The organism is Pseudalkalibacillus salsuginis, assembly GCF_021646685.1.
GTDB classification, from domain to species: domain Bacteria; phylum Bacillota; class Bacilli; order Bacillales; family Fictibacillaceae; genus Pseudalkalibacillus; species Pseudalkalibacillus salsuginis.
Genome location: NZ_JAKJHW010000013.1, coordinates 32,995 through 58,499 on the forward strand (window position 1 = coordinate 32,995; position 25,505 = coordinate 58,499).

The 25,505-nt window shown below is 41.4% G+C and carries 29 protein-coding genes; 1 reads left to right on the top strand and 28 read right to left on the bottom strand.

The features are described 5' to 3' along the window. Nucleotides 1-30: 30 nt before the first annotated feature. The 17 genes from fin to metG form a co-directional block, all read right to left on the bottom strand. Entirely contained in the window at nucleotides 31-261 is a 231-nt protein-coding gene (fin, locus tag L1611_RS19645) for an anti-sigma-F factor Fin (RefSeq protein WP_236315371.1), read from the bottom strand. Between the two features lie 58 nt (nucleotides 262-319). Then, nucleotides 320-928 carry an aminoacyl-tRNA hydrolase gene (pth, locus tag L1611_RS19650; protein ID WP_322972588.1) on the bottom strand — a complete coding sequence of 203 codons (609 nt, stop codon included), beginning with the start codon at nucleotides 926-928 and terminating at the stop codon, nucleotides 320-322. Between the two features lie 221 nt (nucleotides 929-1,149). Continuing rightward, the gene (locus L1611_RS19655) at nucleotides 1,150-1,797 is read right to left on the bottom strand and encodes a 50S ribosomal protein L25/general stress protein Ctc (RefSeq protein WP_236315372.1); all 648 of its coding nucleotides are present in this window, start codon (nucleotides 1,795-1,797) and stop codon (nucleotides 1,150-1,152) included. Nucleotides 1,798-1,884: 87 nt separating this feature from the next. Continuing rightward, on the bottom strand, nucleotides 1,885-2,835 hold the full coding sequence (locus L1611_RS19660) for a ribose-phosphate diphosphokinase (RefSeq protein ID WP_236315373.1): 951 nt from the start codon (nucleotides 2,833-2,835) through the stop codon (nucleotides 1,885-1,887). A gap of 7 nt (nucleotides 2,836-2,842) precedes the next feature. Beyond that, nucleotides 2,843-4,231 (bottom strand): bifunctional UDP-N-acetylglucosamine diphosphorylase/glucosamine-1-phosphate N-acetyltransferase GlmU, encoded by a 1,389-nt coding sequence (gene glmU / locus L1611_RS19665; protein ID WP_236315374.1) that lies wholly within the window; start codon nucleotides 4,229-4,231, stop codon nucleotides 2,843-2,845. A 246-nt stretch (nucleotides 4,232-4,477) separates the two neighbouring features. Continuing rightward, complete coding sequence (gene spoVG / locus L1611_RS19670) at nucleotides 4,478-4,768, bottom strand: septation regulator SpoVG (RefSeq protein ID WP_221569249.1); 291 nt, start codon at nucleotides 4,766-4,768, stop codon at nucleotides 4,478-4,480. A gap of 494 nt (nucleotides 4,769-5,262) precedes the next feature. Then, the gene (locus L1611_RS19675) at nucleotides 5,263-5,637 is read right to left on the bottom strand and encodes a RidA family protein (RefSeq protein ID WP_236315375.1); all 375 of its coding nucleotides are present in this window, start codon (nucleotides 5,635-5,637) and stop codon (nucleotides 5,263-5,265) included. Next, complete coding sequence (gene purR, locus L1611_RS19680; protein WP_236315376.1) at nucleotides 5,634-6,470, bottom strand: pur operon repressor; 837 nt, start codon at nucleotides 6,468-6,470, stop codon at nucleotides 5,634-5,636. The genes L1611_RS19675 and purR overlap by 4 nt, the downstream gene beginning before the upstream one ends. A gap of 68 nt (nucleotides 6,471-6,538) precedes the next feature. Next, nucleotides 6,539-7,399: a 4-(cytidine 5'-diphospho)-2-C-methyl-D-erythritol kinase gene (gene ispE / locus L1611_RS19685; protein ID WP_236315377.1), complete on the bottom strand. Its 861-nt coding sequence runs from the start codon at nucleotides 7,397-7,399 to the stop codon at nucleotides 6,539-6,541. A gap of 136 nt (nucleotides 7,400-7,535) precedes the next feature. Then, nucleotides 7,536-7,706, bottom strand: coding sequence for a small, acid-soluble spore protein, alpha/beta type (locus L1611_RS19690; RefSeq protein WP_225066957.1), 171 nt, complete (start codon nucleotides 7,704-7,706; stop codon nucleotides 7,536-7,538). 157 nt (nucleotides 7,707-7,863) lie between these two features. Continuing rightward, the gene (gene veg / locus L1611_RS19695; protein ID WP_236315378.1) at nucleotides 7,864-8,133 is read right to left on the bottom strand and encodes a biofilm formation stimulator Veg; all 270 of its coding nucleotides are present in this window, start codon (nucleotides 8,131-8,133) and stop codon (nucleotides 7,864-7,866) included. Nucleotides 8,134-8,376: 243 nt separating this feature from the next. Further along, nucleotides 8,377-9,276, bottom strand: coding sequence for a sporulation peptidase YabG (gene yabG / locus L1611_RS19700; RefSeq protein WP_236315379.1), 900 nt, complete (start codon nucleotides 9,274-9,276; stop codon nucleotides 8,377-8,379). 403 nt (nucleotides 9,277-9,679) lie between these two features. Continuing rightward, entirely contained in the window at nucleotides 9,680-10,558 is an 879-nt protein-coding gene (rsmA, locus tag L1611_RS19705; protein WP_236315380.1) for a 16S rRNA (adenine(1518)-N(6)/adenine(1519)-N(6))-dimethyltransferase RsmA, read from the bottom strand. Further along, nucleotides 10,555-11,115: a ribonuclease M5 gene (gene rnmV / locus L1611_RS19710; RefSeq protein ID WP_236315381.1), complete on the bottom strand. Its 561-nt coding sequence runs from the start codon at nucleotides 11,113-11,115 to the stop codon at nucleotides 10,555-10,557. The genes rsmA and rnmV overlap by 4 nt, the downstream gene beginning before the upstream one ends. 195 nt (nucleotides 11,116-11,310) lie before the next feature. Further along, nucleotides 11,311-12,498 (bottom strand): resuscitation-promoting factor, encoded by a 1,188-nt coding sequence (locus L1611_RS19715; RefSeq protein ID WP_407681756.1) that lies wholly within the window; start codon nucleotides 12,496-12,498, stop codon nucleotides 11,311-11,313. 212 nt (nucleotides 12,499-12,710) lie between these two features. Continuing rightward, nucleotides 12,711-13,481: a TatD family hydrolase gene (locus L1611_RS19720; protein WP_236315383.1), complete on the bottom strand. Its 771-nt coding sequence runs from the start codon at nucleotides 13,479-13,481 to the stop codon at nucleotides 12,711-12,713. A gap of 593 nt (nucleotides 13,482-14,074) precedes the next feature. After that, nucleotides 14,075-16,042, bottom strand: coding sequence for a methionine--tRNA ligase (gene metG / locus L1611_RS19725; RefSeq protein ID WP_236315384.1), 1,968 nt, complete (start codon nucleotides 16,040-16,042; stop codon nucleotides 14,075-14,077). A gap of 581 nt (nucleotides 16,043-16,623) precedes the next feature. Between metG and abrB the strand changes: the two genes are divergently transcribed. Continuing rightward, complete coding sequence (gene abrB / locus L1611_RS19730) at nucleotides 16,624-16,908, top strand: transition state genes transcriptional regulator AbrB (protein ID WP_236315385.1); 285 nt, start codon at nucleotides 16,624-16,626, stop codon at nucleotides 16,906-16,908. A 236-nt stretch (nucleotides 16,909-17,144) separates the two neighbouring features. On the opposite strand, the gene rsmI is transcribed toward abrB, so the two are convergent. The 11 genes from rsmI to L1611_RS19785 all read right to left on the bottom strand — a co-directional run bounded on the left by rsmI (nucleotide 17,145) and on the right by L1611_RS19785 (nucleotide 24,956). Next, nucleotides 17,145-18,020 (bottom strand): 16S rRNA (cytidine(1402)-2'-O)-methyltransferase, encoded by an 876-nt coding sequence (gene rsmI, locus L1611_RS19735; protein ID WP_236315386.1) that lies wholly within the window; start codon nucleotides 18,018-18,020, stop codon nucleotides 17,145-17,147. Further along, nucleotides 18,004-18,285: a GIY-YIG nuclease family protein gene (locus tag L1611_RS19740; protein WP_236315387.1), complete on the bottom strand. Its 282-nt coding sequence runs from the start codon at nucleotides 18,283-18,285 to the stop codon at nucleotides 18,004-18,006. Before L1611_RS19740 ends, rsmI begins: the two co-directional genes overlap by 17 nt. Then, complete coding sequence (locus L1611_RS19745; protein ID WP_236315388.1) at nucleotides 18,278-19,012, bottom strand: tRNA1(Val) (adenine(37)-N6)-methyltransferase; 735 nt, start codon at nucleotides 19,010-19,012, stop codon at nucleotides 18,278-18,280. The genes L1611_RS19740 and L1611_RS19745 overlap by 8 nt, the downstream gene beginning before the upstream one ends. A gap of 366 nt (nucleotides 19,013-19,378) precedes the next feature. Next, entirely contained in the window at nucleotides 19,379-19,735 is a 357-nt protein-coding gene (yabA, locus tag L1611_RS19750) for a DNA replication initiation control protein YabA (RefSeq protein WP_236315389.1), read from the bottom strand. Between the two features lie 12 nt (nucleotides 19,736-19,747). Beyond that, nucleotides 19,748-20,572, bottom strand: a complete 825-nt coding sequence (locus tag L1611_RS19755) for a PSP1 domain-containing protein (RefSeq protein ID WP_236315390.1) — start codon at nucleotides 20,570-20,572, stop codon at nucleotides 19,748-19,750. Nucleotides 20,573-20,577: 5 nt separating this feature from the next. Next, the gene (holB, locus tag L1611_RS19760) at nucleotides 20,578-21,564 is read right to left on the bottom strand and encodes a DNA polymerase III subunit delta' (RefSeq protein WP_265738528.1); all 987 of its coding nucleotides are present in this window, start codon (nucleotides 21,562-21,564) and stop codon (nucleotides 20,578-20,580) included. Between the two features lie 16 nt (nucleotides 21,565-21,580). After that, nucleotides 21,581-22,021 carry a YaaR family protein gene (locus L1611_RS19765; RefSeq protein WP_236315391.1) on the bottom strand — a complete coding sequence of 147 codons (441 nt, stop codon included), beginning with the start codon at nucleotides 22,019-22,021 and terminating at the stop codon, nucleotides 21,581-21,583. 11 nt (nucleotides 22,022-22,032) lie between these two features. Then, nucleotides 22,033-22,362 carry a cyclic-di-AMP receptor gene (locus L1611_RS19770; RefSeq protein WP_236315392.1) on the bottom strand — a complete coding sequence of 110 codons (330 nt, stop codon included), beginning with the start codon at nucleotides 22,360-22,362 and terminating at the stop codon, nucleotides 22,033-22,035. A gap of 170 nt (nucleotides 22,363-22,532) precedes the next feature. Continuing rightward, the gene (gene tmk / locus L1611_RS19775; RefSeq protein WP_236315393.1) at nucleotides 22,533-23,168 is read right to left on the bottom strand and encodes a dTMP kinase; all 636 of its coding nucleotides are present in this window, start codon (nucleotides 23,166-23,168) and stop codon (nucleotides 22,533-22,535) included. Between the two features lie 28 nt (nucleotides 23,169-23,196). Continuing rightward, complete coding sequence (locus L1611_RS19780; protein ID WP_236315394.1) at nucleotides 23,197-24,609, bottom strand: aminotransferase class I/II-fold pyridoxal phosphate-dependent enzyme; 1,413 nt, start codon at nucleotides 24,607-24,609, stop codon at nucleotides 23,197-23,199. Nucleotides 24,610-24,761: 152 nt separating this feature from the next. Beyond that, a complete protein-coding gene (locus L1611_RS19785) occupies nucleotides 24,762-24,956 on the bottom strand; it encodes a sigma factor G inhibitor Gin (protein WP_236315395.1) in 195 nt (64 codons plus the stop codon). Nucleotides 24,957-25,505 lie beyond the last annotated feature (549 nt).

Here is a 25,505-nt window from a genome sequence, read left to right on the forward strand (position 1 = left end):
AAAATGCCTTGGTCTTAAAACCAAAGCTGTTTACTGTATAAATGTATCCAATGCGTGTAAATCTGGGTTTCTCCTTAGCATTTCATAACAATCCTCACAAATTGATTTTACGCGAACATCTCCCTGATCACCATATGATATATATTCTACACGTTCTTGATCAGAAAGTTGGTCAAAACCGAGACTGGTTGAATCTACTGAAGCTACATCTAATTTCCCGATATGTACACCACAGTGCTTGCATGAATAATAGATAGCCATCCTATACCTCCTTGGTGACTCATTTACTATCATTATGGTCGCAGAGGCAGGTTTCTATTCATCCATTATATCGGTTCATTACTTGCGTAAACGGGGTGTCTATCCAACTTTCGCATGCATCAGCAGATCGTTGTAATGCCTCCTTGATTGGAGCTTGTTGATCTGGGCGGAAGGTTTTAAGCACATAATCCGGTACCGCTTCTCCAGATTCAGGGCGGCCGATCCCAATGCGTATGCGTTTGAATTCCTGACTGCCAAGATGTTGAATGATCGATTTCATTCCATTATGCCCCCCTGCACTTCCCTTTTCACGTAAACGCAGCTTTCCAGGAATTAGGTCCAAATCATCGTAAATGACAAGCAGATCATCAATCTCTACTTTATAATATTTCATCAGCGGGATGATGGCGTCACCGGACCGGTTCATATACGTCAAGGGTTTTAATAAACATATTTTATGCCCATTGACTTCGCCTATGCCAAATAGCCCGTTGAATTTTTGTTTGTTCAATGGGATTGAAAGGTGTTTCGAAAGATGATCGATGACTTTGAATCCCACATTATGTCGTGTACTTTCATATTTATCCCCCGGATTACCTAGACCGGCAATAACCTTCATTTCTTCATATCCTTCCTTTTTAAACCTCCGCAGAAATCTGTTCAACATGATATGAACTCCTCATATATAAATTCTTATTTTATATAGTCTCTGTTAATCTTCATCGTTGATTTCTGTGAAAACCACAAGATTTAAACACCTTTATTAAAGAAGATATGGTTTAATCTTTTTAAGTGTTCTTTTCCATATCGTACATATACGTAGAAAAAGGCGCAACCAAAGCGGCTACGCCTCTCATGAAAAAGTATGTCAAATTACTCTTTTGTTTCCTATTTAGGTGCCTCTTCGTTATCATCGCCTTCAGAAGCTCCTTTTTCACCGACGAGTTCTGGCTCTTGATCTTCTTCATCTTCAACTTCTTCCTCTGGCTCTTCTGTCGGCGGTGCAATTGAAACGACGACTTCTTCTGGGTCAGTCATGATTTGATAAGATGAATTTTCTTTGAGGTCGGCGACAGTAAATGAATCACTGATGTTCAGCTCCCCGATATTCACTTCTATTTCACTCGGAATTTCGGCAGGTAATGCCCTAACCGTAATCTCATGTAAGAAATGCTGGACCACGCCGCCTTCTTTCACGCCTGCTGCTTCCCCAGTAAGATGTACAGGGACATCCGCATCTGTTTCCTTATTCAAGTTGATTTCTCTGAAATCAATATGAAGGATCAGATCTTTCAAATGATCCATTTGTATATCCTGAACCATCGCAGAATGCTTGTCCTTGCCGATTTTCAAGTTGATGACAGTGTTAATCCCGCCTTCACGGATGGATTTTATGAAATTGATACGGTCGAGATAGATCGGCTTACTGTCCCCCTTACCGTAGAAAACGGCCGGAACATGCCCTTCTTCACGTAGTTTTCTAGTATTAGAACGAGTAAAATCATCTCTTACTGTTGCATCTAAATCAATAGCCATAACGATCACCTTCCTGTATCAGTTACTATTTTAAAACTATACCCGAAATCAGTCAGGTTCAAACATCATGTTGGTGAATTCTGAAAATCAATCAAAGAGTTTACTGACAGATTGCTGTTCATGGACTCGGATGATCGCTTCTCCGAGAAGTGGAGCTACAGAAAGCTGAGTCAGCTTATCAATGAACTTTTCTTCTGGTAACGCGATCGTGTTGGTCACGACAAGTTCTTTGATTTTCGAATTCTGGATCCGTTCAATAGCAGGGCCTGATAAAACTGGATGTGTACAACAAGCATAGACATCAGTGGCACCGTTTTCAATTAAGGCGTTGGCAGCTAATGTGATTGTACCTGCTGTATCGATTATATCATCGATCAAAATCGCTGTCTTACCATCGATGTTACCGACGATATTCATGACTTCGGAAACGTTAGGGCGCGGTCTTCGCTTATCAATGATCGCGATTGGTGCTTTCAAACGATCAGCTAATTTACGGGCTCTAGTTACACCACCATGATCAGGGGATACAACGACAATGTCATCAAGACTTTTGCTTTCGAAATAATTTCCTAGAATTGGAACACCTAGCAATTGGTCAACCGGAATGTCGAAGAAGCCTTGGATTTGCGGTGCGTGCAGATCCATCGTAATGACACGTGCTGCACCAGCTGTTTCCAATAGGTTTGCGACAAGCTTAGCTGTAATCGGTTCTCTTGAACGCGCTTTTCGATCTTGTCGGGCATATCCATAATAAGGGATTACGACGTTGATCGTTTTAGCTGATGCTCTCTTCAACGCATCAATCATGATTAGAAGTTCCATCAAGTTTTCGTTGACTGGTGAAGAGGTGGATTGAATCACGTATACTTCACTGCCACGGATGCTTTCTTCGATATTGATTTGGATTTCCCCATCACTGAACCGTTGAACAGAACATTTCCCCATATGCACACCAATATGTTCTGTTATTTCTTCTGCTAGGTCTTCATTTGAATTCAAGGTAAATACCTTCAATTTCGAATTCTCGTACTTAGACATTGATCAATTACCCCCTGTGGTTGTTTAGCTTTTCTTGTATTTTGGAAACGTATCCTTCTTTGTTCATTTGGCGAGCTCGAGCAATGGACAAGGCCTCTCCGGGTACGTTATCCGTAATGGTCGAACCTGCAGCAACATAGGCATTTTCACCAACAATGACCGGCGCGATCAGATTGGAATTGCATCCGATGAATGCCCCATCTTCAACCTTTGTGAGATGTTTATTCTTGCCATCATAATTAACAGTGATCGATCCGCAGCCAAGATTTACATTTTTACCTATTTCCGCATCCCCGATATAACTTAAATGGGACGCTTTGCTTCCATCATCCATCTTGGATTTTTTGATTTCTACAAAATTACCGACTTTGATATCGTTTCCTAGTGTAGATTGCGGTCTGATGTGGGCATAAGGTCCAATAGCAACGTTGTCCCCAACTTTACTATCGTGGACGACGGATTGCTTGATGACTGCATTGTTTCCTATATGGCTGTCTTTAATTTCACTGTTCGGACCAATTTCGCAATCCTCTCCGACTGACGTGCTCCCAGTTAAGACGGTACCAGGTAAAATGACGGAATCCCTGCCAATCGTGACATCAGCGCTGATGTATGTTTGTTGAGGGTCGACCATTGTTACACCATTTCTCATATGTTTCGTGTTGATCCGTATCTTCATCAGCCTTTCTGCTTCTGATAGAGCGACACGATCATTGACACCGATTGTTTCATCGAAGGAAGGTGTTTGGTAAGCAGCAACTATTTCAGATTTGTTTTTTGCTATTTCTATGACATCAGGCAAGTAATATTCACCTTGGACATTATCGTTATTCACCTGTTTAAGTGCTTCGAACAACGTATGATTGTCAAAGCAATATGTGCCTGTGTTGATTTCTTGGACTGCCAATTCATCCACAGAGGCATCTTTATGTTCAACGACTTTCGCTACCGTTCCGTCCTCATTTCGGATCACTCTGCCATAACCGGCAGGATCGTCTGCATGAGCAGTAAGCAGCGTCACTTTTGCGTTTTCTTTTTCATGGTGCTCAAGGAGTGCTTCCATCGTTTCAGAAGAGATCAAAGGTGTATCGCCGCACACCACGAGGGTCGTTCCTTCCAATCCTCCAAGTTGTTGTTCTGTTTGTATGACTGCATGGCCCGTTCCAAGCTGCTCCTCTTGAAGAGCGTATTCTACTTCCTCCCCAAGCTGGGATTTTACTTTTTCAGCCCCATGACCAATTACAGTCACAATCTTTTCCACGCCAACTTTCTTGATTTGATCGACGACGTGCTGGACCATTGGTTTTCCAGCAACAGGGTGCAGTACTTTATATAAACGAGATTTCATCCGGGTACCTTGTCCAGCTGCTAAAACAACCGCATAACGTTTCGTCATAAATATCCTCCAATGCTCGTTATCCTGTAATTCCATTATGAATATATCTCATAATGCTGTCATATTCAAGGAAACGAGGCTTTTGTCGCTATATTGAAACATTCTGTGAAATATGTACCATCCCATTTTCCATCACAGTATGCTTTGCCAATGGATACCTACAACCTAAAAACATTCATCCCTTTATACTTTCTTATCCTTAAATAAAAGAACCTAATCGGTTGATCAGGTTCTTAGATGCGTAGATTAGGATGCACCTGCTTCTTCTAAAGCGGACTCCAATTCCCCTACACGATGGTATTCTGTTAACACAGCAGTTTGAATCTTTTCACGGGTGTTTGAGGTGATCGGATGTGCAATGTCACGGAATTCTCCATCTGGAGTCCGTTTACTAGGCATGGCAACAAACATCCCATTATTTCCATCAATCACCCGGATATCATGAACAACGAATTCATGATCGATGGTGATTGAAGCAATGGCTTTCATACGTCCATCTGTGTTAACTCGTCGAAGTCTTACATCTGTTACTTCCATTTTGTAAAAACACACCACCTTTTTAATAAATACCAGCGTACTATTACTTTCAACACACTAGTAACATTTTCCTTCTCCAAATATAAAAAATAATTGAAAAATTAAATAATTTTAAAGAGGATTGAATTCGTAATGGTTTTAATAGAATGGCCCTGTTAATACTTCAATAGTTTTCTGCGAACTTCACAAAAGAAAAGCGGAAGCGGCCTGGTAAGTCACACAGGTCACTGGAAGACTGACGAGGAGGCTGTAGCCGCTGCAGGAAGTCCGAAGTGATCCAAGTGAATGGTCGCTGAGCTAGACATCAAGAAAAGCGGAAGCGGCCAATTTAGTCACACAGATCATTTAGAGATCTCGCCTGGCTCACTTTTCCCGCAGGAGTGTCGTGAATTTCGTTTAAACCATTACAAATCTACATTAGAAATGAATCAAAGCCAAAAGCTAAATAAATACAAAAGACATGCGGCATAAGACTGCTGCATGTCCATGTGAGATTATTTTACAAGTGCAATCACTTCAACTTCGATTTTTACATCCTTTGGAAGCTTTGAGACTTCAACACAAGAACGGGCAGGTTTGTGTTCGACAAAATAGCTTCCGTAGATTTCGTTGACTTGGGGAAAATCGTCCATGCTCTTAAGGAATACTGTTGTTTTGATGACTGTATCCAATGAAGCCTCGGCTTCTTCTAAAACAGCTTTCAAGTTTGCAAATACTTGATGTGTTTGAGTGGCAACATCATCTCCAGATAAATCCCCATCTGGAGTCAATCCGATCTGCCCCGAGCTATAGAACATGTTGTTAATGATTACACCTTGGGAATAAGGGCCTATTGCCTCAGGTGCGTTAGTTGTGTGGACGTATTTCACGATTGATCATCCTCCATCCGATCTAGATAATTACCTGCTTGAACTTGAATTTTTTTCTCTCTTGCATCAACATTTGAAAGCCTTGCGATGGAAATGTAATCATCGACAAGCCTTTCTTGGACTTCTTCCGACTCGACAAGTACGCCAATCCCGACCATATTCGCTTCGAACTCTTGCAGGAGATCCATCATCCCCTTGATTGTCCCTCCTGCCTTCATGAAATCATCAACAATCAGAACATTTGATCCAGATTGCAGGCTTCTTTTTGCTAATGCCATTGTCTGGATCCGTTTTGTCGAGCCAGAGACATAATTAATACTCATGGTTGAACCTTCTGTAACCCTGCTGTTGCTGCGCACGATCACCACTGGGACATTCAGATATGATGCTACTGCATAAGCTAATGGAATCCCTTTTGTGGCGACAGTCATCACGACATCAATTTTTCGGCCTGAAAAGATAGAAGCAAACATTCTCCCAACCTTATCAATGATCGAAGGATTGCCGATGATGTCCGTCATGTAGAGATATCCGCCAGGCAGCACCCTTTCTGAAGAACTTAATAATTCCTTTAGTTCCTTGATGACTTCCTGTGCTTCCTTTTCGGATACTCGAGGGATGTACCGGACGCCTCCTGCAGCACCGGGAACTGTGACAAGCCAACCTACACCTTGTTCTTCAAAATTCTCTTTTATAATCAACAAGTCTTCACTGATCGAAGACTTTGCTGCCCCGTATCGCTCACTGAAAAATGAAAGGGATACAAGTTGATGTGGATGCTGGAGGAGATATCTCGTCAAGTCCACAAGCCTTCCGCTACGCTTTAATTTCATGCTTGATTCCTCCAAAACCGAATATTTTAAGGTTAATATACCACTTTTGTACGTGTTTTTTCAACCTGCTATTCTGATTCGCCTAACATCCGCACCATGTAGACTTCATTACAGAAGCCCCGAAGTCCGTTATAAATTCTCTGGGCTCTGCTTTCGTACATCGTTAAACTGAAAACGGTAGGGCCACTGCCGCTCATCAATACACCTTCTGCACCAAGACGCTGCATCTGTTCTTTGATATGCCTGACTTCCTGGTATTGCTGCAATGTCACCGATTCCAACACATTCCATAGCGAAGCACAAATCTTATTGTAATCCTTCTCCTCAATGGCATTAAGCATTGCTGCCGTGTCAGGATGTTGAACATCAGCTAACTTCAGCATACGGTATACGTCTGCCGTCGATACACCGATCGAAGGCTTAGCCAATACGACCCAGCAAGGAGGTGGTGAAGGGATCTGACGGATGATTTCACCCCGTCCTTTTGCCAGTGCTGTGCCACCATACACACAGAATGATACATCTGAGCCGATTTCAGCTCCAAGAGTAGCCAGCTCTTCTATTGAAAGGCCCAAATCCCATAGTTGATTCAGTCCTTTCAATGTAGCGGCTGCATCGCTGCTTCCGCCTGCTAATCCGGCCGATACAGGGATCTGTTTATCAATATGAATTCGTACGCCTTCCTTACGCTTGAAATTCTTTTTGACCAAATCAGCAGCCTGGTATGCCAAGTTACGCTCATCTGAAGGAACATAACCGCCTGTTGAGTCGATTATGATCACATTACGCTCCATTGTAGTCAGCTCGATTCGGTCAGCAAGGTCGATTGTCGTCATGACCATCTCTACCTCGTGATAACCGTCTTCCCTTTTATGTAGAACATCCAGGGATAAATTGATTTTAGCCGGAGCTTTGACTGATATCTTCATATCTTTCACCTACTTTTCCAAAACGGACAATACCCTGATTCAATTATGTATTCTCATTGCTTCTCTTGCAAATGTCAATATTGAAAACAATAAAAACGGGACGGCCCATTGTAGAGTCCGCCCCTGAACGTAGTAGTTATTTCGTCATTTGTTCCTGCGCTTTTTCAATTGCGCGTCTTACCATGTTTCCAGCGTCTCGTGATCGGATTGCTCCCCAGCCTTCTTTTTGCACGGTATCATAGAAGCCTAACTCTTTTGCAATTTCTTCTTTCAATTGCTCTGACATCATGCCGCGTCTTCTGCCCATAGTGTTAGCAGCCCCTTTCAAATACTTAATCACTACTACGTATGATTAGTATTAGGCCGCTGGTAAGGATTTATAATTTCCTTATGTATCCTTAATTGCAATATTTTCTGTGTTCTTCTAGTCCTAAAAAAGTGAAAAAGCAGTTAGACATGGATGCCTACTGCCCACTTACCATCATTCCACTCGCTGCATCCTCATCAAAAGTGAGTTCAACGGTTTCAGTCAATACATCAGCATAGCTGTATGATACTCTTTCAAATGCATTTGTATCCTGGTCAAGTTTTACGATGAAGACTGCAGGATACGTTTCTTCCAAGGTGCCGCTTCGTTCGATGGTTTTACGCCTTCCACCATTAGCTTTCAATGTAAGTCGTTTACCTACTTGCCCTTCTAACACGCGTTTTATATCAGGAATTGTTTTACCCATTCTACTACACCTCACTTAGACAAATTATATCATCATTTGATGCTTTTTGTCAAAATAAATCTAAAATTATAGCAATCCTCCTTTGTCCTTGTCAATGGTAATGTATCATTTTTTTCTAGTTTACCTTAAATTTTATACATTATGTGGACTTGTACAAAAATCTGGAACGGAGAAAAAGTGAACAGCTTTCATGATTTTATCGAAAAATGCTTTAAATAAAGCAGTTAAATAAAAAAACTGTCCTTATACCTCTGCTGAAGTAGACGGGCTCGTACTGTTCCCATGACTTTTGATCGGCATACCTGTTCGTAGAAAGCCTGTCGTTTCAACTCCCCCTAAGCCTTCATCCCCTGATATTGTATTGCGTAGAACTTCCCATACATTGATTCTGTCTATAAAGGAAGTAAAACTCACTTTCGAAACGATATATACCGGATCAAGTGCATGGATGTTCACACGGGAAGGCGAACTGGCGAAATTAGCCCCAGCTCTTATAAGGGACTCGAAATGAGATTGGCATGCTCCCGCAAAGATCATCAATTGATCAAGATTAGGGTTCTTCTTCCTTGCATCTTTCACTGTTCTTACAAAATATTTAGAATGCCGATAGGCCTGCAAATCATTTTTATCACCTTTAGCACTTGAGTAAGCATCATGTCCAGTAATGACCAAAATATCCGGGCCAACTTCCTTAAGGAGGGAAGGAACTTTTTCAGGCATCTCCGTTTCCTTCATATGGATGCCGTATACGGGTACGTTCAATTTTTTATACAATTCCAGACATTTGTTCAAATAATATGGATCCCCGTCAACATGCAGCACTTTTCCAGGAAGCTTGAAGTACGAGTTATTCTTGTCATAGCCTCCTGTAGCGGAATACTCCATTTTATGGCGCAGCAACTGATAATCCTGTCTGAATAAACGGAACGATGATTTTTCCTTTTCTATGATCTTTCTTTTGATTTTTTGCTGCTCATCACGATTCATGACTACAAGATCGTCCATAGGGGCATCAGCAATCAACCTCATATCTTCCCCTGCCAGCTCTACTATCGATTGATCTTCCGATATAGTGACAACACGAAACAAAAGGTCACATTGATAGGAGCGTCTTCCTACGATATCCCCTACTTGAATAGACATACAATTTCCCCCTCGGGCGAAAGTGATAAAATGGAATCCGAACTTACATTGTGGTACTGGTTATATCTTTTAAAGAACAATGCAACCGGCAACTGCCTAATTACTTTGGCTGAGCCATGGTTGCACAGAAGAAATAACAATCCCCTATATTCGGATAATTACATTACCTTTCTACCTTATGTTCATCGATAAAGAAAAATGATAAAGAATACTCCGGGCAGCCGCGAAGGTCACTGGAAGTCCGACGAGGAGGCTCGAACCAAACAAAGTTCGGTTCTGCGTGGGTACACTTCGACCTAAATCAATGTGCCGACCACCGCAGGAGGAACTGAAGTGACCCTGGTGGTTGACACCACATAAAAAAGATCTGACATTCTGGTATATGTCAGACCTAGTTGAAAGGTTACCCATTCTTAAGTTGAAGTAAAGCATTGGACAGCCTTGCAAACTCTCCTATGGATAACGTTTCCCCCCTGCGTTTCCCATCAATCCCGGTATCATTCAATGCTTCTACAATCAAAGACTTCTGTTCTTTTGTAAACAAATTATGTTGTAAGTTATTCAGCAATGTTTTTCGTCTCTGTGCGAAACTTGAGCGTACCACCTCAAAAAAGAAACCTTCATCTTCTACATGAACGGACGGTTGTTCTCTTAATGTCAGGGATATGACAGAAGAATCGACGTTCGGCTGAGGTACAAAGACAGTTTTTGGCACCTTCACCTCTGATTTCGCCACTGCATAGTATTGTACAGCAATTGATAAAGATCCATAATCTTTCGTTCCAGGCTGTGCAGCCATCCGGTCTGCTACTTCCTTCTGGATCATTACAACGATACCTCTGATCGGCAAGCGTTCCGTCAATAATTTAAGGATAATCGGTGTCGTCACATAATAAGGAAGGTTGGCAACAACCATCAAATCCTCAATTCCACTGAACTCTTGAGCGATAACTTCCTGAAGGTCAGCTTCAAGTACATCTTGGTGAATGATTTTTACATGCGGGTAATCAGAAAGTGTATCCTTCAAAATCGGAATAAGACGCTGATCGATTTCAAACGCCGCCACTTTTCTTGCCTTTTTAGCAAGCTGTTCCGTTAAAGAACCGATTCCAGGTCCTATCTCAATAACACCTGTATCTGCCCCTACACCGGCTGTGGCAACGATTTTATCCAGTATATTTCGATCGATCAAGAAGTTTTGACCGAGACTCTTTTTAAAAGTGAACTTATGTTTATCCAGTATCGACTTCGTATACTGAGGTGTTGCGATATCCTTTCTCATGACTGTTCCTCCTCAAGGACCTTCTGCATCGCCTGCCTGAACTCTTCCTGGCTGATTTGAAACATTTTCAACCTTTTATGCAGCTGTTTCCCATTACTATATCCTAGCTTCAAATAAGCACCAAGCTTCTCACGCCTTGCACGTGCATGATTTCCCCCAATTAAACCGGCATCGATAAGGTCCTGCCAGGAGATCCATTCAACACCTTCATTAAAATGGTCTTCGTACGCATCCCTCAAGGCTGATCTTATCGACTCATCCGAGGCATGTTCGATTCCCACACCGCTTTTATTCAAGGCAATCGCTTCTTTTTTTGGGAGAAAAGCGTGTTTGCAACCGGGTACTTCATCACGAATGATCCGCCTGATCCGCTCCCCAGGAAAATCCGGATCTGTAAAGACGATAACACCTCTTCGCTCTTGAGCAAGCCTTATTTTATCTATTGTAGAAGCACTGATTTCAGAGCCATTCGTTTCGATTGTATCTGCATGGACTGCCCGTTTTATCGCAATTGTATCGCTTTTCCCTTCAACTACGATAATTTCTTTAATTTTCATGAAAAACCTCCGAAAAAATTGAAACCTTTTTGTAACATAAGCGTCTATTAAGTAAAAGCAATTATTTTATCAGTATACCCTATCTGAAACAGATAGATAAAGATTATAAATTTGGGTGAACGGGTATTGCTCCTAAAAAGACCAAACAGAAAAAGGAGCCGACTCAAGGATAAATTGAGTCAACTCCTGTTCCTATCAATCGACTACTTTAACACGGACTGTCTTCCTACCCCAGCTGTAAGCTGCCGACTTACTACTGAAAAAGACGTCGATCTTATTACCATTGATTGCACCGCCTGTATCTAGAGCCGTTGCATAACCGTACCCTTCAACCCATACCTTACTGCCGAGAGGTATGACGCTTGGGTCAACCGCAATGACTTTAGCATTAGGGTTTGCCTTCAGGTTGTATCCAGTAGCCGTAATTCCCGAGCACCCAGAACAATTCGCTGTGTATGCAGTGCTTGAAACATAAAACTCACGGCCTGAAGGCTCTGATGATTTACTACGGGATACCGTTTGAGTTTGTACTTTCGTACCCACTGCTACGATTTTATCTTTACTATCAGAAACATTTTCCGTTTTCACAAGATCTCTAGAAACTTCTTTTCCATTTTCCATAATCACTTCGTAATGTTTCTTGACTTTCCCTTTTTTCCCGTCAGAAACAACTTTTTCTTTACCTTTTGCAAGGTTGTTATCCTTGCGTTTGACGACTGCGAAGTCTATGGATTCTTCCACTACATCGGTGACCTTTTCTATTCGTGTGATATTAACCTGTTCACCCTTCTTGACAAGGGCATCTTTACCAGGTTCTACTCGATCCATTTCATTTAATTCGATCTTATTATGTTTTAAAAGGTCAGCGACGGTAATCGAAGTGGTCCAAACATCTTTTTTCTTTCCACCGTCATTCAGTTTTACCTGGAACGCTTTTTCAAGGTTGACAGCCAATCCGTCTGAAATGTTCGCATTCATGTCAGGTGTAAGTTTATCATGTTCCCCGACTTCTATATTTTCTGATTCTAACAGTTCTTTAACCGTATCTGCTGTCGTCCAGACCTTTTCCTCTTTTCCATCCACGTTCACCTTTACCTGGAGTGCTTCGGTCCAAGAGATCTTCATCTGGTCTTTGATTTTCGAATCCAACCCAGGTTCGACTTTGTCATGTGAACCGACCGCTATATCATTTTCTTTCAGTAACCCCTTAACGGTATCGGCATGAGTTTGCACCGTCTGATCCTTCCCGTCGATTGAGAGAGTCACCGTCTTTTTGGTCATTTCATATGCTCCGACACTGACGGCTGTCCCCAATACAAGAAGTCCTGCAATTGATACCAGAAGCCACTTTCCCGTAAACTTTCTGGTCAAAACAGTTTTCAGGTGAGTCATGTTCCGACCCCTCCTTTACGTATTGTTTTCAACACCTGTTGCCCCTCTGTCAAACATCCCCTCCTTTCGCACTTGGTCCCCATTATGCAAGTGTAAATTCCAAAAAGAAAGAAAAACTGCTCGACATTTTTTATTCAGTTGACACTGAATTTTGTAGAATTTCGCGTTCTCGTTTGTATATTCTTAAACTTCGACATAACTCTTCAGCGATTGATGCCGAATAAGCGAAATGCGTTGTCGGAAGTTTTTTCCGCGATTTCTTCTACTGACATTCCTTTTAACTCAGCGATTTGTGCTGCGATATATTTGACATAAGAGGATTCATTACGCTTACCTCTTAATGGATGCGGACTTAAAAACGGACAATCTGTTTCGATCAGAATGCGGTCCATTGGTATTTCGGCTGCTACCTCTTTAGGTTTTTTAGCATTCTTGAATGTGACTGGCCCACCAAATGATATGTAAAAATTCATATCCATACATTTTTTTGCAATTTCGAGACTGCCACTGTAGCAATGCATAATACCGCCGACTTCTTCTGCATTTTCCTCTTCTAAAATCCTGACGACATCCTCTGTCGCTTCCCGGTTATGAATAACGATAGGAAGGTCCACTTTTTTCGCAAGCCGGATTTGTTTCCTGAAGACTTCCATCTGGATGTCTTTCGGTGACTTATCCCAATGATAATCGAGACCCATTTCACCAAGAGCGACCACTTTCGGATGTGAAGCCAATTCTTCAATCCACTTCAAATCCTGTTCTGCCATATCGATAGCATCTACAGGATGCCAACCGACTGCCGCATAGATGAAATCGTATCCTTCTGCTAGATCAAGGGCTCCTTTGATCGTTTCTCGGTCAAAACCGACGACGACGATGTGTGAAACCCCTTCATCAAGAGCACGTTGTATCACTTCTTCTCGATCCTCATCGAACTGTACAGCATTCAGATGAGCGTGCGTATCAAATAACATAGTTCCATACACCTACTAAAACTGTAGTTTCTGATTCAGAATCCCTAGTCTCTGAAACACTTTCCTAGTTTATCACATTTATTATAGGAATTGCTAAGTCAAATGGTTGTCATTACGGTTACAAATCTATTACAAAGAAAAATCGTTCTAAAGAAGAAATCGAGCATAAAAAAAGAAGAATGACCGTCCATTCCCTCAAACACTTGATCTGCTAGTATTTACCTGCCTTCAAAAGATAGGTGAAAAATAGTCAGACAAAGTGTCCATTCAGATGGTTTTGGTCAATCTTCTTTTAAGATTTTATTAAAGTTCATTATTTATTTATGCAAAATTCACTCCCTTTCCGCGGGAATGGACCCACTTAGTCACGTAGGTAGCTTGAAAACTGACGAGGAGGCTCGAACCAAACAAAGTTCAGTTCTGCGTGGGTAATACACTTCGACCTAAATGGAGCTTGACATCACTACTCTGCATCCCCGCTGTAGATCTCGTCTGGTTTGCTTTTCCCGCTGGAGTGTCGTGAATTTCACTATAGAGTCTTCCTAAATTTAACATCATCTTTAACAAAGCCTCTTTTAAAACTATTCTATTTATTACTTTACAATGGTTCCATTTGGTAGAGATTGATCGATTGTAGCGAGCTTTAGTTGTCCATCTTTACTTCCTGCAAGGATCATCCCTTCGGACATTTCACCTCGAAGTTTTACCGGTTTCAGGTTGGTGACGCAAATGACCTTCATCCCGACTAATTGTTCTGGCTGATAATAATCCGCAATGCCAGATACGACCTGGCGTTTTTCATCACCCAGGTTCAATTGAAGCTTCAACAATTTATCAGCTTTTTTGACTTTGCCGGCTTCAATAACCTCTGCAACCTTCAATTCCACTTTCATGAACTCATCGAAGGTGATCTCGTCTGTACTTCCCTTATTCTCATCCTCTGGCTCTTCTTCACGTTTTTCTTCTGTTTGCCCTGTGCCAGTCATAGATTCCTTGATGTACGTTACTTCTTCATCATTTTCAAGTCGAGGGAAGATCGGCTGTCCTTTTTGGACTTTCGTTCCCCCTGGGATTTGGCCGAATTCATGCAAACTTTCCCAATCCGTCAGGAAACCTCTTTCGATTCCAAGTTGCTCCCAAATCTTAGACGGCGCTTTAGTCATGAATGGTTGGATCAAAATAGAGATATAACGTAAAGATTCTGCCAAATGAGACATAACAGACGCAAGCTGATCCCTTTGGTCTTCATTTTTCACGAGAATCCAGGGCTGTGTTTCATCGATATACTTGTTCGTTCGACTGACCAGCTGCCAAATAGAAGACAATGCAACTGAAAATTCCATGTGATCCATCGCATTTTCTACTTTTTCAACTGTCGCATCGACCAACTCTTCCAAGGAGCCATCAAACGAAGTAATCGTTCCTTGATGAGAGGGGATCTCCCCATCAAAATACTTACTGATCATTGCAACGGTACGGTTCAATAAATTACCTAGATCGTTAGCCAGATCGTGGTTCACACGGTCCACGAAGCTTTCTGGTGTAAAGACGCCGTCGGATCCGAATGGGACTTCCCTAAGCAGATAATAACGAAGTGCATCCAGGCCGTAACGATCAATCAACGTAACAGGATCCACTACATTTCCTTTAGATTTCGACATCTTTCCATCTCTCATCAACAGCCAACCATGCGCGAAAACTTGTTTTGGCAACGGTAGATCAAGAGCCATGAGGATGATCGGCCAGTAAATAGTATGGAATCGGGTAATCTCTTTTCCTACCAAATGCACATCAGCTGGCCAATATTTTTGGTAGCGTTCATCATTACCGGAACCATAACCGAGTGCCGTGATGTAATTGGATAGCGCGTCGATCCAAACGTAAATGACATGCTTCGGGTTCCCGGGCACTTTAACACCCCAGTCAAAGGAAGTCCTTGATACTGCTAAATCCTCGAGGCCCGGCTTAATGAAGTTATTGACCATTTCATTCTTCCTTGTTTCCGGTAAAATGAAATGCGGGTTTTCTTCATAAAATTCAAGCAGGCGATCTGCATACTTACTCATCTTAAAGAAATATGATTCTTCCTTTACCTTTTGCACAGGACGGCTACAATCCGGACAATTTCCTTCTTCTAGCTGCAAGTCTGTAAAAAAGGATTCACAAGGGGTACAATACCACCCTTCATATTCATCCAGGTAAATATCCCCCTGGTCCATCAGCTGCTGAAAAATCTTTTCGACAACATTTGTATGACGATCTTGAGTGGTTCTGATGAAATCATCATAGGAAATATCAAGCTTGTCCCAAAGATCTTGGATCCCTTCTACAATTTCATCTACATAGTTGATTGGGGCAACACCTTGTTCTTCTGCTTTATCCTGGATTTTTTGACCATGTTCATCCGTACCAGTCAGATACATGACATCATAACCGCGCAAACGTTTATAGCGTGCCATTGCATCACCGGCGACAGTCGTATATGCGTGCCCGATATGGAGTTTCCCGCTTGGGTAATAGATTGGTGTAGTGATATAAAAAGATTTGTTTTCCCCTGACATCTTGCAACCTCCTTGGATTTCCAAAAATTGTTTCAAATTAATAATATAGGGGTATTTGTTTTTTAAATCCTCTATTTTCTCATTCGTTTTCCCGATTTAATTCTATCATTAATCAAAGAGTTTTTCTTATCTTAGACATAAAATGACACAGAGGTACGAAAACAATATATGTAAATACTACAGTATTCCTGTATTTCTTAAAAAATATACCTGAAATACGGGTTTCCTTCAAGTAGACGTATAATCATTTCGACACACTTTTCACGTTTTTGTCGAATTATGGCGAATTATCGTTGAAGTATAATACTTTTAGGTTATTAGTAATTTTAAAAAATGATTAAGTTTTTCCTGGAAATGACTTCTTTTTTTGTAAGTCCCAAACAGTCTTTGCTTTATAGAACCCGTTAACTTAAGGTTTGTGTCGAACTTACAGAAATTGAAAACTTTATCACAAAAGAAAATGATTGACGAGTTTGGGAATCGCTGGTATTATTAGTGCATAATAGTTTTTGTCGAATTATGGCGATAAACATAGAGTCAAGTCAAAAAACACAGGAAAACAAGAGAGGAGATTTGTTAGTATGAAATCTACAGGTATTGTTCGTAAGGTTGATGAATTAGGTCGGGTGGTGATTCCGATTGAACTTCGCCGCACACTAGGAATTGCAGAGAAGGATGCACTAGAAATCTATGTTGACGATGACCGTATTGTACTTAAGAAATATAAGCCGAACATGACTTGCCAAGTCACTGGAGAGGTATCTGACGACAATCTTTCAATTGCTGAGGGCAGAATCATTCTAAGCCGTGAAGGTGCAGAGCAAATCATGAAGGAATTGGAAAACTACGTTTCAAAAGCAAAATAAGAGGATAACGAAGGGTTGGCCCATCAAGGTCAACCTTTTTTCATGAAAGAGACGAACGTGAAGGTCTAGCTCCATCGCCCAACCACTTGGATCACTTCAGCCCTCCTGCGGGGTCGACACATTGAAGTCCTACTTAAGAAGTTACCCACGCAGAACCGAACTTTGTTTGGTTCGAGCCTCCTCGTCGGACTTCCAGTGACCTTCATGGCTGATCAGGGCGTTTGCGCTTTTCTTAATCATTCAACGTGATACATTTGATACACTTCACGTTTTGGCAAACCACGATCTACGGCTACTTGTTTAATTGCAGCCTTACTTGACATATCTTCTTCCTTTAAATAGTGCTCAATATGTTCAATCACAGAAAGTTTCAGCCACCATTGATCTTTCTCTTCAGGAAGTTCCCCTGTCCCTTCTATTATTAAGCAAAATTCACCTCGTATTTGTACCTTCTCACTCCATTGGTGTAATTCTTCCAAACTACCGCGGATGATTTCTTCATATTTCTTTGTCAACTCTCTGCAGATCGAAGCTTGTCGATATTTTCCACAGGCCTCAGACAGTTCTTTCATGGTTTCTTTGAGCCGGTGGGGGGATTCATACAAAATGAACGTATCCCGAATTGAAGCTATATACTCGAGTTCATCTCTCCTTGTTTTCTTGTCTCTCTGAAGAAATCCATAAAAATAAAAATGATCAGTCGGTAAGCCTGATGAAACGAGTGCAGGCAATGCAGCGTTTGCCCCTGGTAAAGGGATGACAGGAATCTGGTTTTCAACACATTGTTTCACCAATTCAAAACCAGGATCAGAAACACCTGGCATTCCAGCATCGCTGACAATTGCGATCGTATGACCGCTTTGAAGCAAACGAAGCAATTTTTCTCCGCTTTTCCTTTTATTATGTTCATGATAACTGACAAGTGGTGTAGAAATAGCAAAATGATTGCATAACTTTTTCGTTTGTCGGGTGTCTTCACATGCTATCAAATCTGCGTCTTTCAAATTTTGAATGGCCCGAAATGTCATATCTTCCAAATTGCCGATTGGGGTTGGAATGATCACTAAAGAACCTTGCTTGTTTCCTGGTTGGTAGCTATGTTGATTCCACATGATTCATTTTCTCCTTCGCATCGATCAGCCGCTGCTTTTCCTTTTTGTTCAGCTGCTTGATTTGATATTCAGCTTTCATCGCATCGGACTTTGTCAAGTGAAACTCCATATACACGAGTTCGACTGGTGTTCTTCCTCTCGTGTATTTCGCCCCTTTACCCTGCTGATGGGCGATCAACCTTTTATCGATATCGTTCGTATATCCTGTATAAAGGGTTCCGTCGCAGCATTCCAATATATATACACAATGCTGGAAGTCACTCATAAGCTTTCTTGACCTCCTCCGTATACTGGTCCGATTGATTGTAGACGGTCAGTGGCGATAGCAGTTTCAGATCAGGCTTCCCACCTTTGGCCCCCTCGACGAGCACCATATTGGCATTTTTTCCCTGTTTCGGATAAACGAACTGCAGACGCTTCGGTTCCACTTTAAATTTACGCATCAGAAATAACAAGTCCATCAATCTTTCCGGGCGATGGACAAATGCAGCTTTTCCACCATTCCGAAGATTTTTAGCTGCAATCCTTACAACGTCTTCAAGTGAACAATAAATTTCATGACGTGCTACCGCAACGTGTTCGTTTTCATTATGATCGAATGGGTTTTTCGAATCAAAATAAGGGGGATTACATGTGACAATGTCAAATTCCTGATTGGAGCGCTTTTCATAATTTAGGATGTCTTGATGTACAATTTGAATACGCCCTTCCAGACTGTTCAGTTTAATGCTTCGTTCCGCCATGCTTACAAGCTTTTCTTGGATTTCCACTCCTGTGATCGATCCCTTGGTGCGTCTTGACAAAATTAAAGGAACGGCGCCGGTCCCAGTACATAAATCTAACAACTTTCCTTTCTGGATTGGCACATATACGAAGTTGGCTAATAAAACAGCATCTAATGAAAAGGTGAAGACAGACGGGCTTTGTATGATCTTCAACTGATCTTTAACAATATAATCGATCCGTTCATCATCAAATAACTCAATCGACATCATGGATAATTCCTTTCCTATAGTAATGAATTATGAAAAGGCTTTGTTCACTTTTTGAGTGAAATTTGTGACACTCTTGCGGGATAAGCGAGCTTGGCTAGAACCCGTAGTTTGGATGTAGAAAAGTGTTGGTCCACCTTTATCGCCCAACCACTTTGATCACTTTAGACCTACTGTGATTTACGTGACTTAACTGATCGCTTCCGCTTCTCTCTTCCATAGAAAGGGAGTGAGCCTATGTAAAGAAAACTTGGCTCAGCCAAGCGCTGAGCCTTAGTAGACATATACTTTCTTACAGTGTAAAAAAGAGGCTGAACTACGAAAATCACAGCCCAGCCCCTCATAAAACTTCAGAGGAATCATCATTTATTTCTTGTTAAGAAAGGACAGACAAAACAGGCAATCCCCTTCAGTCCGTATACTCCCGTAGTGAAGGTTGCAAATATGGAATCCTTCTTGATACAAACGTGCCAATGTATCAAAGCCCTCACCGATATCAGGAACATGTTTATGCGAACCGCTTTTTTTAGAAGAAGCTTGATCACCGGCTGGCTGCTTTTCCCTCTCCAGACGGCTCCTCAAATTACGATTCTCAATTTCTAAATGATGATTTTCTTCTAATAGAGTAGCCAATTGGTTTTTCAGATCTCCCAATTGCTTGTATAAACTTCCGATTTGCTCTTCCATTTCACTTACTCTTGAGAAGATTTCTTTTTTATCCACGGCTTCACCCCGTTACTCTGTAGCTTGTGAAACGGAGCCTTCCTTTATAAGTTCATCGAGGGTATACTCAATCACACGTTCACGTTCGTAAAGGTCTACTTGTACTAACCGCTCTAAAATATTCAGACCGACAACTTTCCCGTTACCATGCACTGTGTGAATTTCTTCTCCAATGTCTGGAAGCTCCTTTTTTGCAGTCTCATAATCATCGTTTTCATATTTCAAACAACACATCAATCGCCCGCATAATCCAGATATTTTTGCTGGATTCAATGATAAGTTTTGATCTTTGGCCATCTTGATCGATACAGGTTCAAAATCACCTAAGAAAGTCGAACAGCAAAGCAGGCGTCCACACGGGCCAATTCCGCCAAGCATTTTCGCTTCGTCCCTGACACCGATTTGGCGTAATTCAATCCTTGTCCGGAAAATGGATGCCAAATCTTTTACTAATTCACGGAAATCGACACGACCATCTGCGGTGAAGTAAAAGATGACTTTATTTCGATCAAATGTATATTCTACATCGATAAGTTTCATATCAAGATCATGCTCATCAATTTTCTTGACACAAACATCGAATGCTTCCTCCGCAGCCTTTTTGTTCTCTTGCACTGAAATTTGATCCTTCGTGTTTGCTACCCGTACAACCTTCTTCAAGGGTAGAACAACATCATTTTCATCTACTTGCTTTCTAGCAAGAACTGTTTTGCCATACTCTATGCCTCTGGCTGTTTCCACAATGACGAATGTATTGACATCTATATCAAGGTCACCCGGATCAAAATAATATATTTTACCCGCCTTTTTAAAGCGGACACCAATTACTTCATACACTTGGGTTATCCCTCCTGCAATCTAAGCACTAATTGCTCCATTAATAACTGGAGATTCATATTTGCGTTCAAACGTCGTTTCGCCTCAAGAATATGCAGCATCTGAGTCCGCACTCGGCTTTGAGAGCTTTGTAGCGCTTGGACGGATAATATATTTTGTTGATCGTTGTAAACGATCGAATGTTCTTCTTCCAATTGTGTGAGAAAAACGTCTTTATACAAAATCAACAACAAATCCAAACCGATCTCGACCTGTTGTTTCTCTTTGAAGTGTGGATTCCAATGTTCATGAAGAGCAAGGAGTGCACGCTGGGGCCTTTCAAAAAGCTCTTCTCCTAATTTTAACACGTTCTTTCTAGCTTGTACAAACCACTCATCATTCAAATACTCTTCGGCTTCTGCCTGATCATTTGTCAATGCAGCAGCAGTCCGGGCAAGCTGGACAGGATAGTTCTCCTCTGTAAGTGACTCTATCAATTTTCTTTGTGACTGTGGTGCAAAGGTCAGGATTTGACATCTCGATCGGATCGTGTCTAATAGTTGTTGAGGATTTTCAGTCAGCAGTACGGCGATTGTTTCTTGGCCAGGCTCTTCTAAAAACTTCAATAGACTATTTGCAGCTTGGCTCGTCATTCGATCCGCATGTTCAAGAATATAGGCCTTCGACTTGGACTCTAACCCTAAATATGAAAATTCCTTTTGAAGCTGACGAATCTGTTCGATTTTGATCGATTGACCCTCTGGTGCCACAAAGTGGACATCCGGATGATTTCCAGAATCAATCCGCTTACAATCCGGACATTCACCACAAGGTTCACTATCTTTCTTGACCCGACAAAAATACGCTTTTGCCAAATGGATTGAAATTTTCCTTTTTCCGGTCCCTTTATTGCCTTTGAATAAGTAAGCATGAGCTAGACGGTCTTTTTTTAGACTGTTGGTCAATAGTTTGACCACATAAGGCTGTCTATCTGCGAGTGTATTCCAGTTCATTGCAATCGACTCTTTTCTACGTATACAAATTCACGAGCAAACCTTTTATTTCACCAATCCGGCCTAATATACCAATGGATTTACCTTCCCGGGACACTAGTTCATCAGTAAGCGCCATCAATTCCTTATCGATTTGTTCGACCAGGTGCATCGTCTCTAAATTCCCGTGACCATTCCAGCTTCTCGACTTTTTCAGATTCATTCCGAATTCCACGGTTTCTTTCACGAACCGCTTCACAAGTTGTTTATATTCTCTAAGGTCACTTAGAGTCTGGGATTTCAACAATCGCTGACCTTGGCGATCTATTTTATTGAGTAATTGGGTCATTTGGTCGCTCTGAAGTTTCTGTTGCTGAGCCTGTACCACTGATTCGAACTTACCTGCTTTGATTTGAGGCTTCACATTTTCCTGAAGCCGTTGTTCAACAGTTGTACGAAGCTCTTGTCCGACTTTCATAACTATGCCTCCTAATACTGCATAAACTGTTCAATAGGGAGGACAAACACCGTAGCACCTCCGACTTCTACCTCCACTGGATACGGCACATAGGAATCTGCGTTCCCACCCATTGGAGATACTGGAGCGACGAGCTGGTCCCGACTTTGACAATTTTCTTTGATGATATCAAGGACACGCGAAACATGCTGGTCCTCGACACCGACCATGAAAGTCGTGTTTCCGGACCTTAAAAATCCACCTGTACTTGCCAATTTTGTAGCACGAAAATTACTTTTTACAAGTGCATCCGATAGACGATTGCTATCTTTATCTTGAACCACCGCCACCACAAGCTTCATAAGTGAAAGCTCCTTTCAAATGGTTTACCTTTATGTTAATACTATTCTCTCTCTAATCTATTTTCTTTCTTTAAAATCTGTGCTAAAAAGTTAATATAGATGTTCTTAAAGTCTGTTTAAGGAATCAAAGAACATAGAAAGGTCATTTATAATATTATAACAGGTACAACCTATTTTATCTCACCAAGTTTGTTTTCAATGTTGCTTAAAACCTCTTGGTAGACCTTTTCGATAGGTTGTTCAGCATTCACGCTCACAATACGATCCGGAAACAAACTTAGAACCCGCTTGTAGCCTTCCTGTACCTGTCTATGGAATTCCATTTTCTCTAAATCGAGTCGATTCTTTTCCCGTTGATCGTTATCTGCAATCCGGCTCAATCCGACCTCAGGGGATAGATCGAAATAGATGGTCAAGTCCGGTGTGCGATCTTCGGTTGCAAAACGGTTGATTGAATAGACTTCTTCTATGCCTAGCCCTCGTGCAAATCCTTGGTAAGCTAGACTGCTGTCAATGAAACGATCGCATAGGACAAGTTTCCCTTCTTCTAGGGCTGGAATGACTTTTTCTACCAGATGCTGTCTTCTAGCTGCTGCATAAAGCAATGCCTCGGTACGACCATCCATTTTGGTATTTTCCGGATTCAAGATCACTGAACGAATTTGTTCTGCAATATCAATACCACCTGGCTCACGAGTACAAAGAACAGACATCCGTTTGGATAATTCCTTCTCGATTTGTTTGATGATCGTTGTTTTTCCAGCCCCCTCCGGACCTTCAAATGTAATAAATAATGCGTTATTCATGCTCCTACCTCCGACTTTCCTGGTTGTTTCATCCGATAACCTGTATATCTTCAGGGTTCGTTCCCTGGAACCGCGCCCCTTTTTCAATTAAGAAAAGACATTGATCGATATGGGACTGTGAGATCCTCTCACCTTTCATGATGAGTGGAATGCCCGGTGGATAAGGGATGAGTGTTTCTGCGCTGATATGGCCCACTGCCTCCTTTAAGGGAACCCCTTTTGTTTCAAGACCTTGTAATTCCTTATATGTCATCGTCAATTCCGTAATCGAAGGGAATCGGTCGATTTTCACGCTTTTACGCTCGCATGGTTCATAAGGGCTTAATTGCATTTCAACAATAGAAGCAAACTCATCAATACGATCGAGCGTTGCGAGCGGTAAGATGAAAAGTACATTGTATGGATCGGCAAGTTCTGAAAAAATTCCTGCTTTTTCCAAAACCGATTGCAACTCGTAGCCTGATAATGATGTTTTAGATTGTACGACCACTTTCAGCGGATCAACCCAGTCACAGCTGTCTGTACTATCAATGACTTCAATTTGAACAATTTTATTGAGACGTTCAATTAGTTTCTTGATTTGTCCTACTATACGATCGATATCGTGTATTTCCAAACTCTCAAGGTATGAACGGGCATAATCCAACGAGGCCATCAACATATAAGATGGACTGCTGGACTGTAACAGCTGCAGGTTCTCTTCCAATCGCTCAACATCAACAATAGCAGAGTTGATATGAAGAAAGGAAGCCATCGTCATTGCTGGTAAAGTTTTATGCGCCGATTGGACGACCACATCAGCCCCCATAGAAAGCGCAGAAGGCGGAAAGGGTGCTCCAATGGAATAATGTGCCCCATGTGCTTCATCAACGAGAACAGGAACGTTTTTTTTATGTACGAACGAAATGATTTCGCTTAAATTCTTCGTCATCCCGTAATAATTAGGGTTTGTCAAAATTATGGCATCCATCGAGTCATATTTGTGAAAAGCCTTTCTCACTTGTTCTAATGTCACACCTGTCGCTACCCCAGTCAGTCTATCAATTTCTGGAGAAAGCATCACAGGACGGGCACCAGCTAACTGTATTCCATTTATGACAGACTTATGGCAATTTCTTTGAACAAGTACCCTTGCATCAGGTTTACAGGTAGTTAAGATCATCGCCAGGTTTCCGACCGTCGTTCCATTGATCAGAAAGTAGCTCTTGTCTGCCCCATAAAAGGAAGCCGTCAGATCCTGAGCTTCTTTAATCACATCGGTCGGATTATGCAGATCATCCAATCCTTTCAGTTCAGTTGCATCCAGTGCAAGTAGGTTTTCAGCCCATTTTTGATTGGACATCAGCTTTCCGAATTTATGGCCAGGTACATGAAATGGAAATTCCTGCTCTTCATAATGTCTAAGCAATTTATTGATTAAAGGTGTGTAGGTATTTTTCAAGTTAAATCCATCCGATTCTTTGATATGATCCTCACTTCATTTTATCAGATATCCTGCTACTTTTCCTTTATGTATGAAATACCTTTATAAATGATTCCGACCTCAAGATGTGTTGAAACCAAAATAAAAAAACAGGCGCACTCCCACCTGCTTTAACATGATACTCGATTAATTTTTCTCAGCTTTTCTATAAAAAATTGATATTCCTCATCGTCTGTGTCTGTAACAACCATTCTTTGTTCACAGCCTGTGCATAAAAAGTGTTGAAAAATATATATTCCCTTATCGTTTTTCTCTTCACAAACCATACATATATCCATGGATCGCTGTTTTTTTGCGGTTTCCATTTCTCCCACCTCCATCACCCATTGTTGCCACAAACAATTTAAAATATACAAAACCGATGCAATTTTTTGAAAAATCAGTTGCTATCGTAAATGTATGATAAAGCATCACAAATTGTGTATGTCTCCCTCAAACTAAACTCGAATAAATGGAAATTGGATTGTACACAACAATTAAAGAGAGGAATGTGTAAAAGGACACTGCCTAAATAATTTAGAAAACCATATTTGCGTGTTTGCCCGGGCCGTCCCGTTCGATTAATCACACCGGAATCGAATGGATTCGCACCGATATGTCTATAATCGCACCGATTCAGACCATATTCACGCCAAACAGTAAAAAGGACCTGCTGCTGTATCTTTTTCTGGAGTACCTCAATTTCGCTTTTTCTCGATTTAAAACGCGATCCTCTGCATCATGGCGCTCATCCCAACACCATTAATCAAAGGTTCCTTGCCTATTTTGGGTAATCACCGATAAATTTCGGAATTGCACCGTTATATTTTAGATGTGCACCGTTATATTTCAAAATCGCACCGATAAATGTTGAA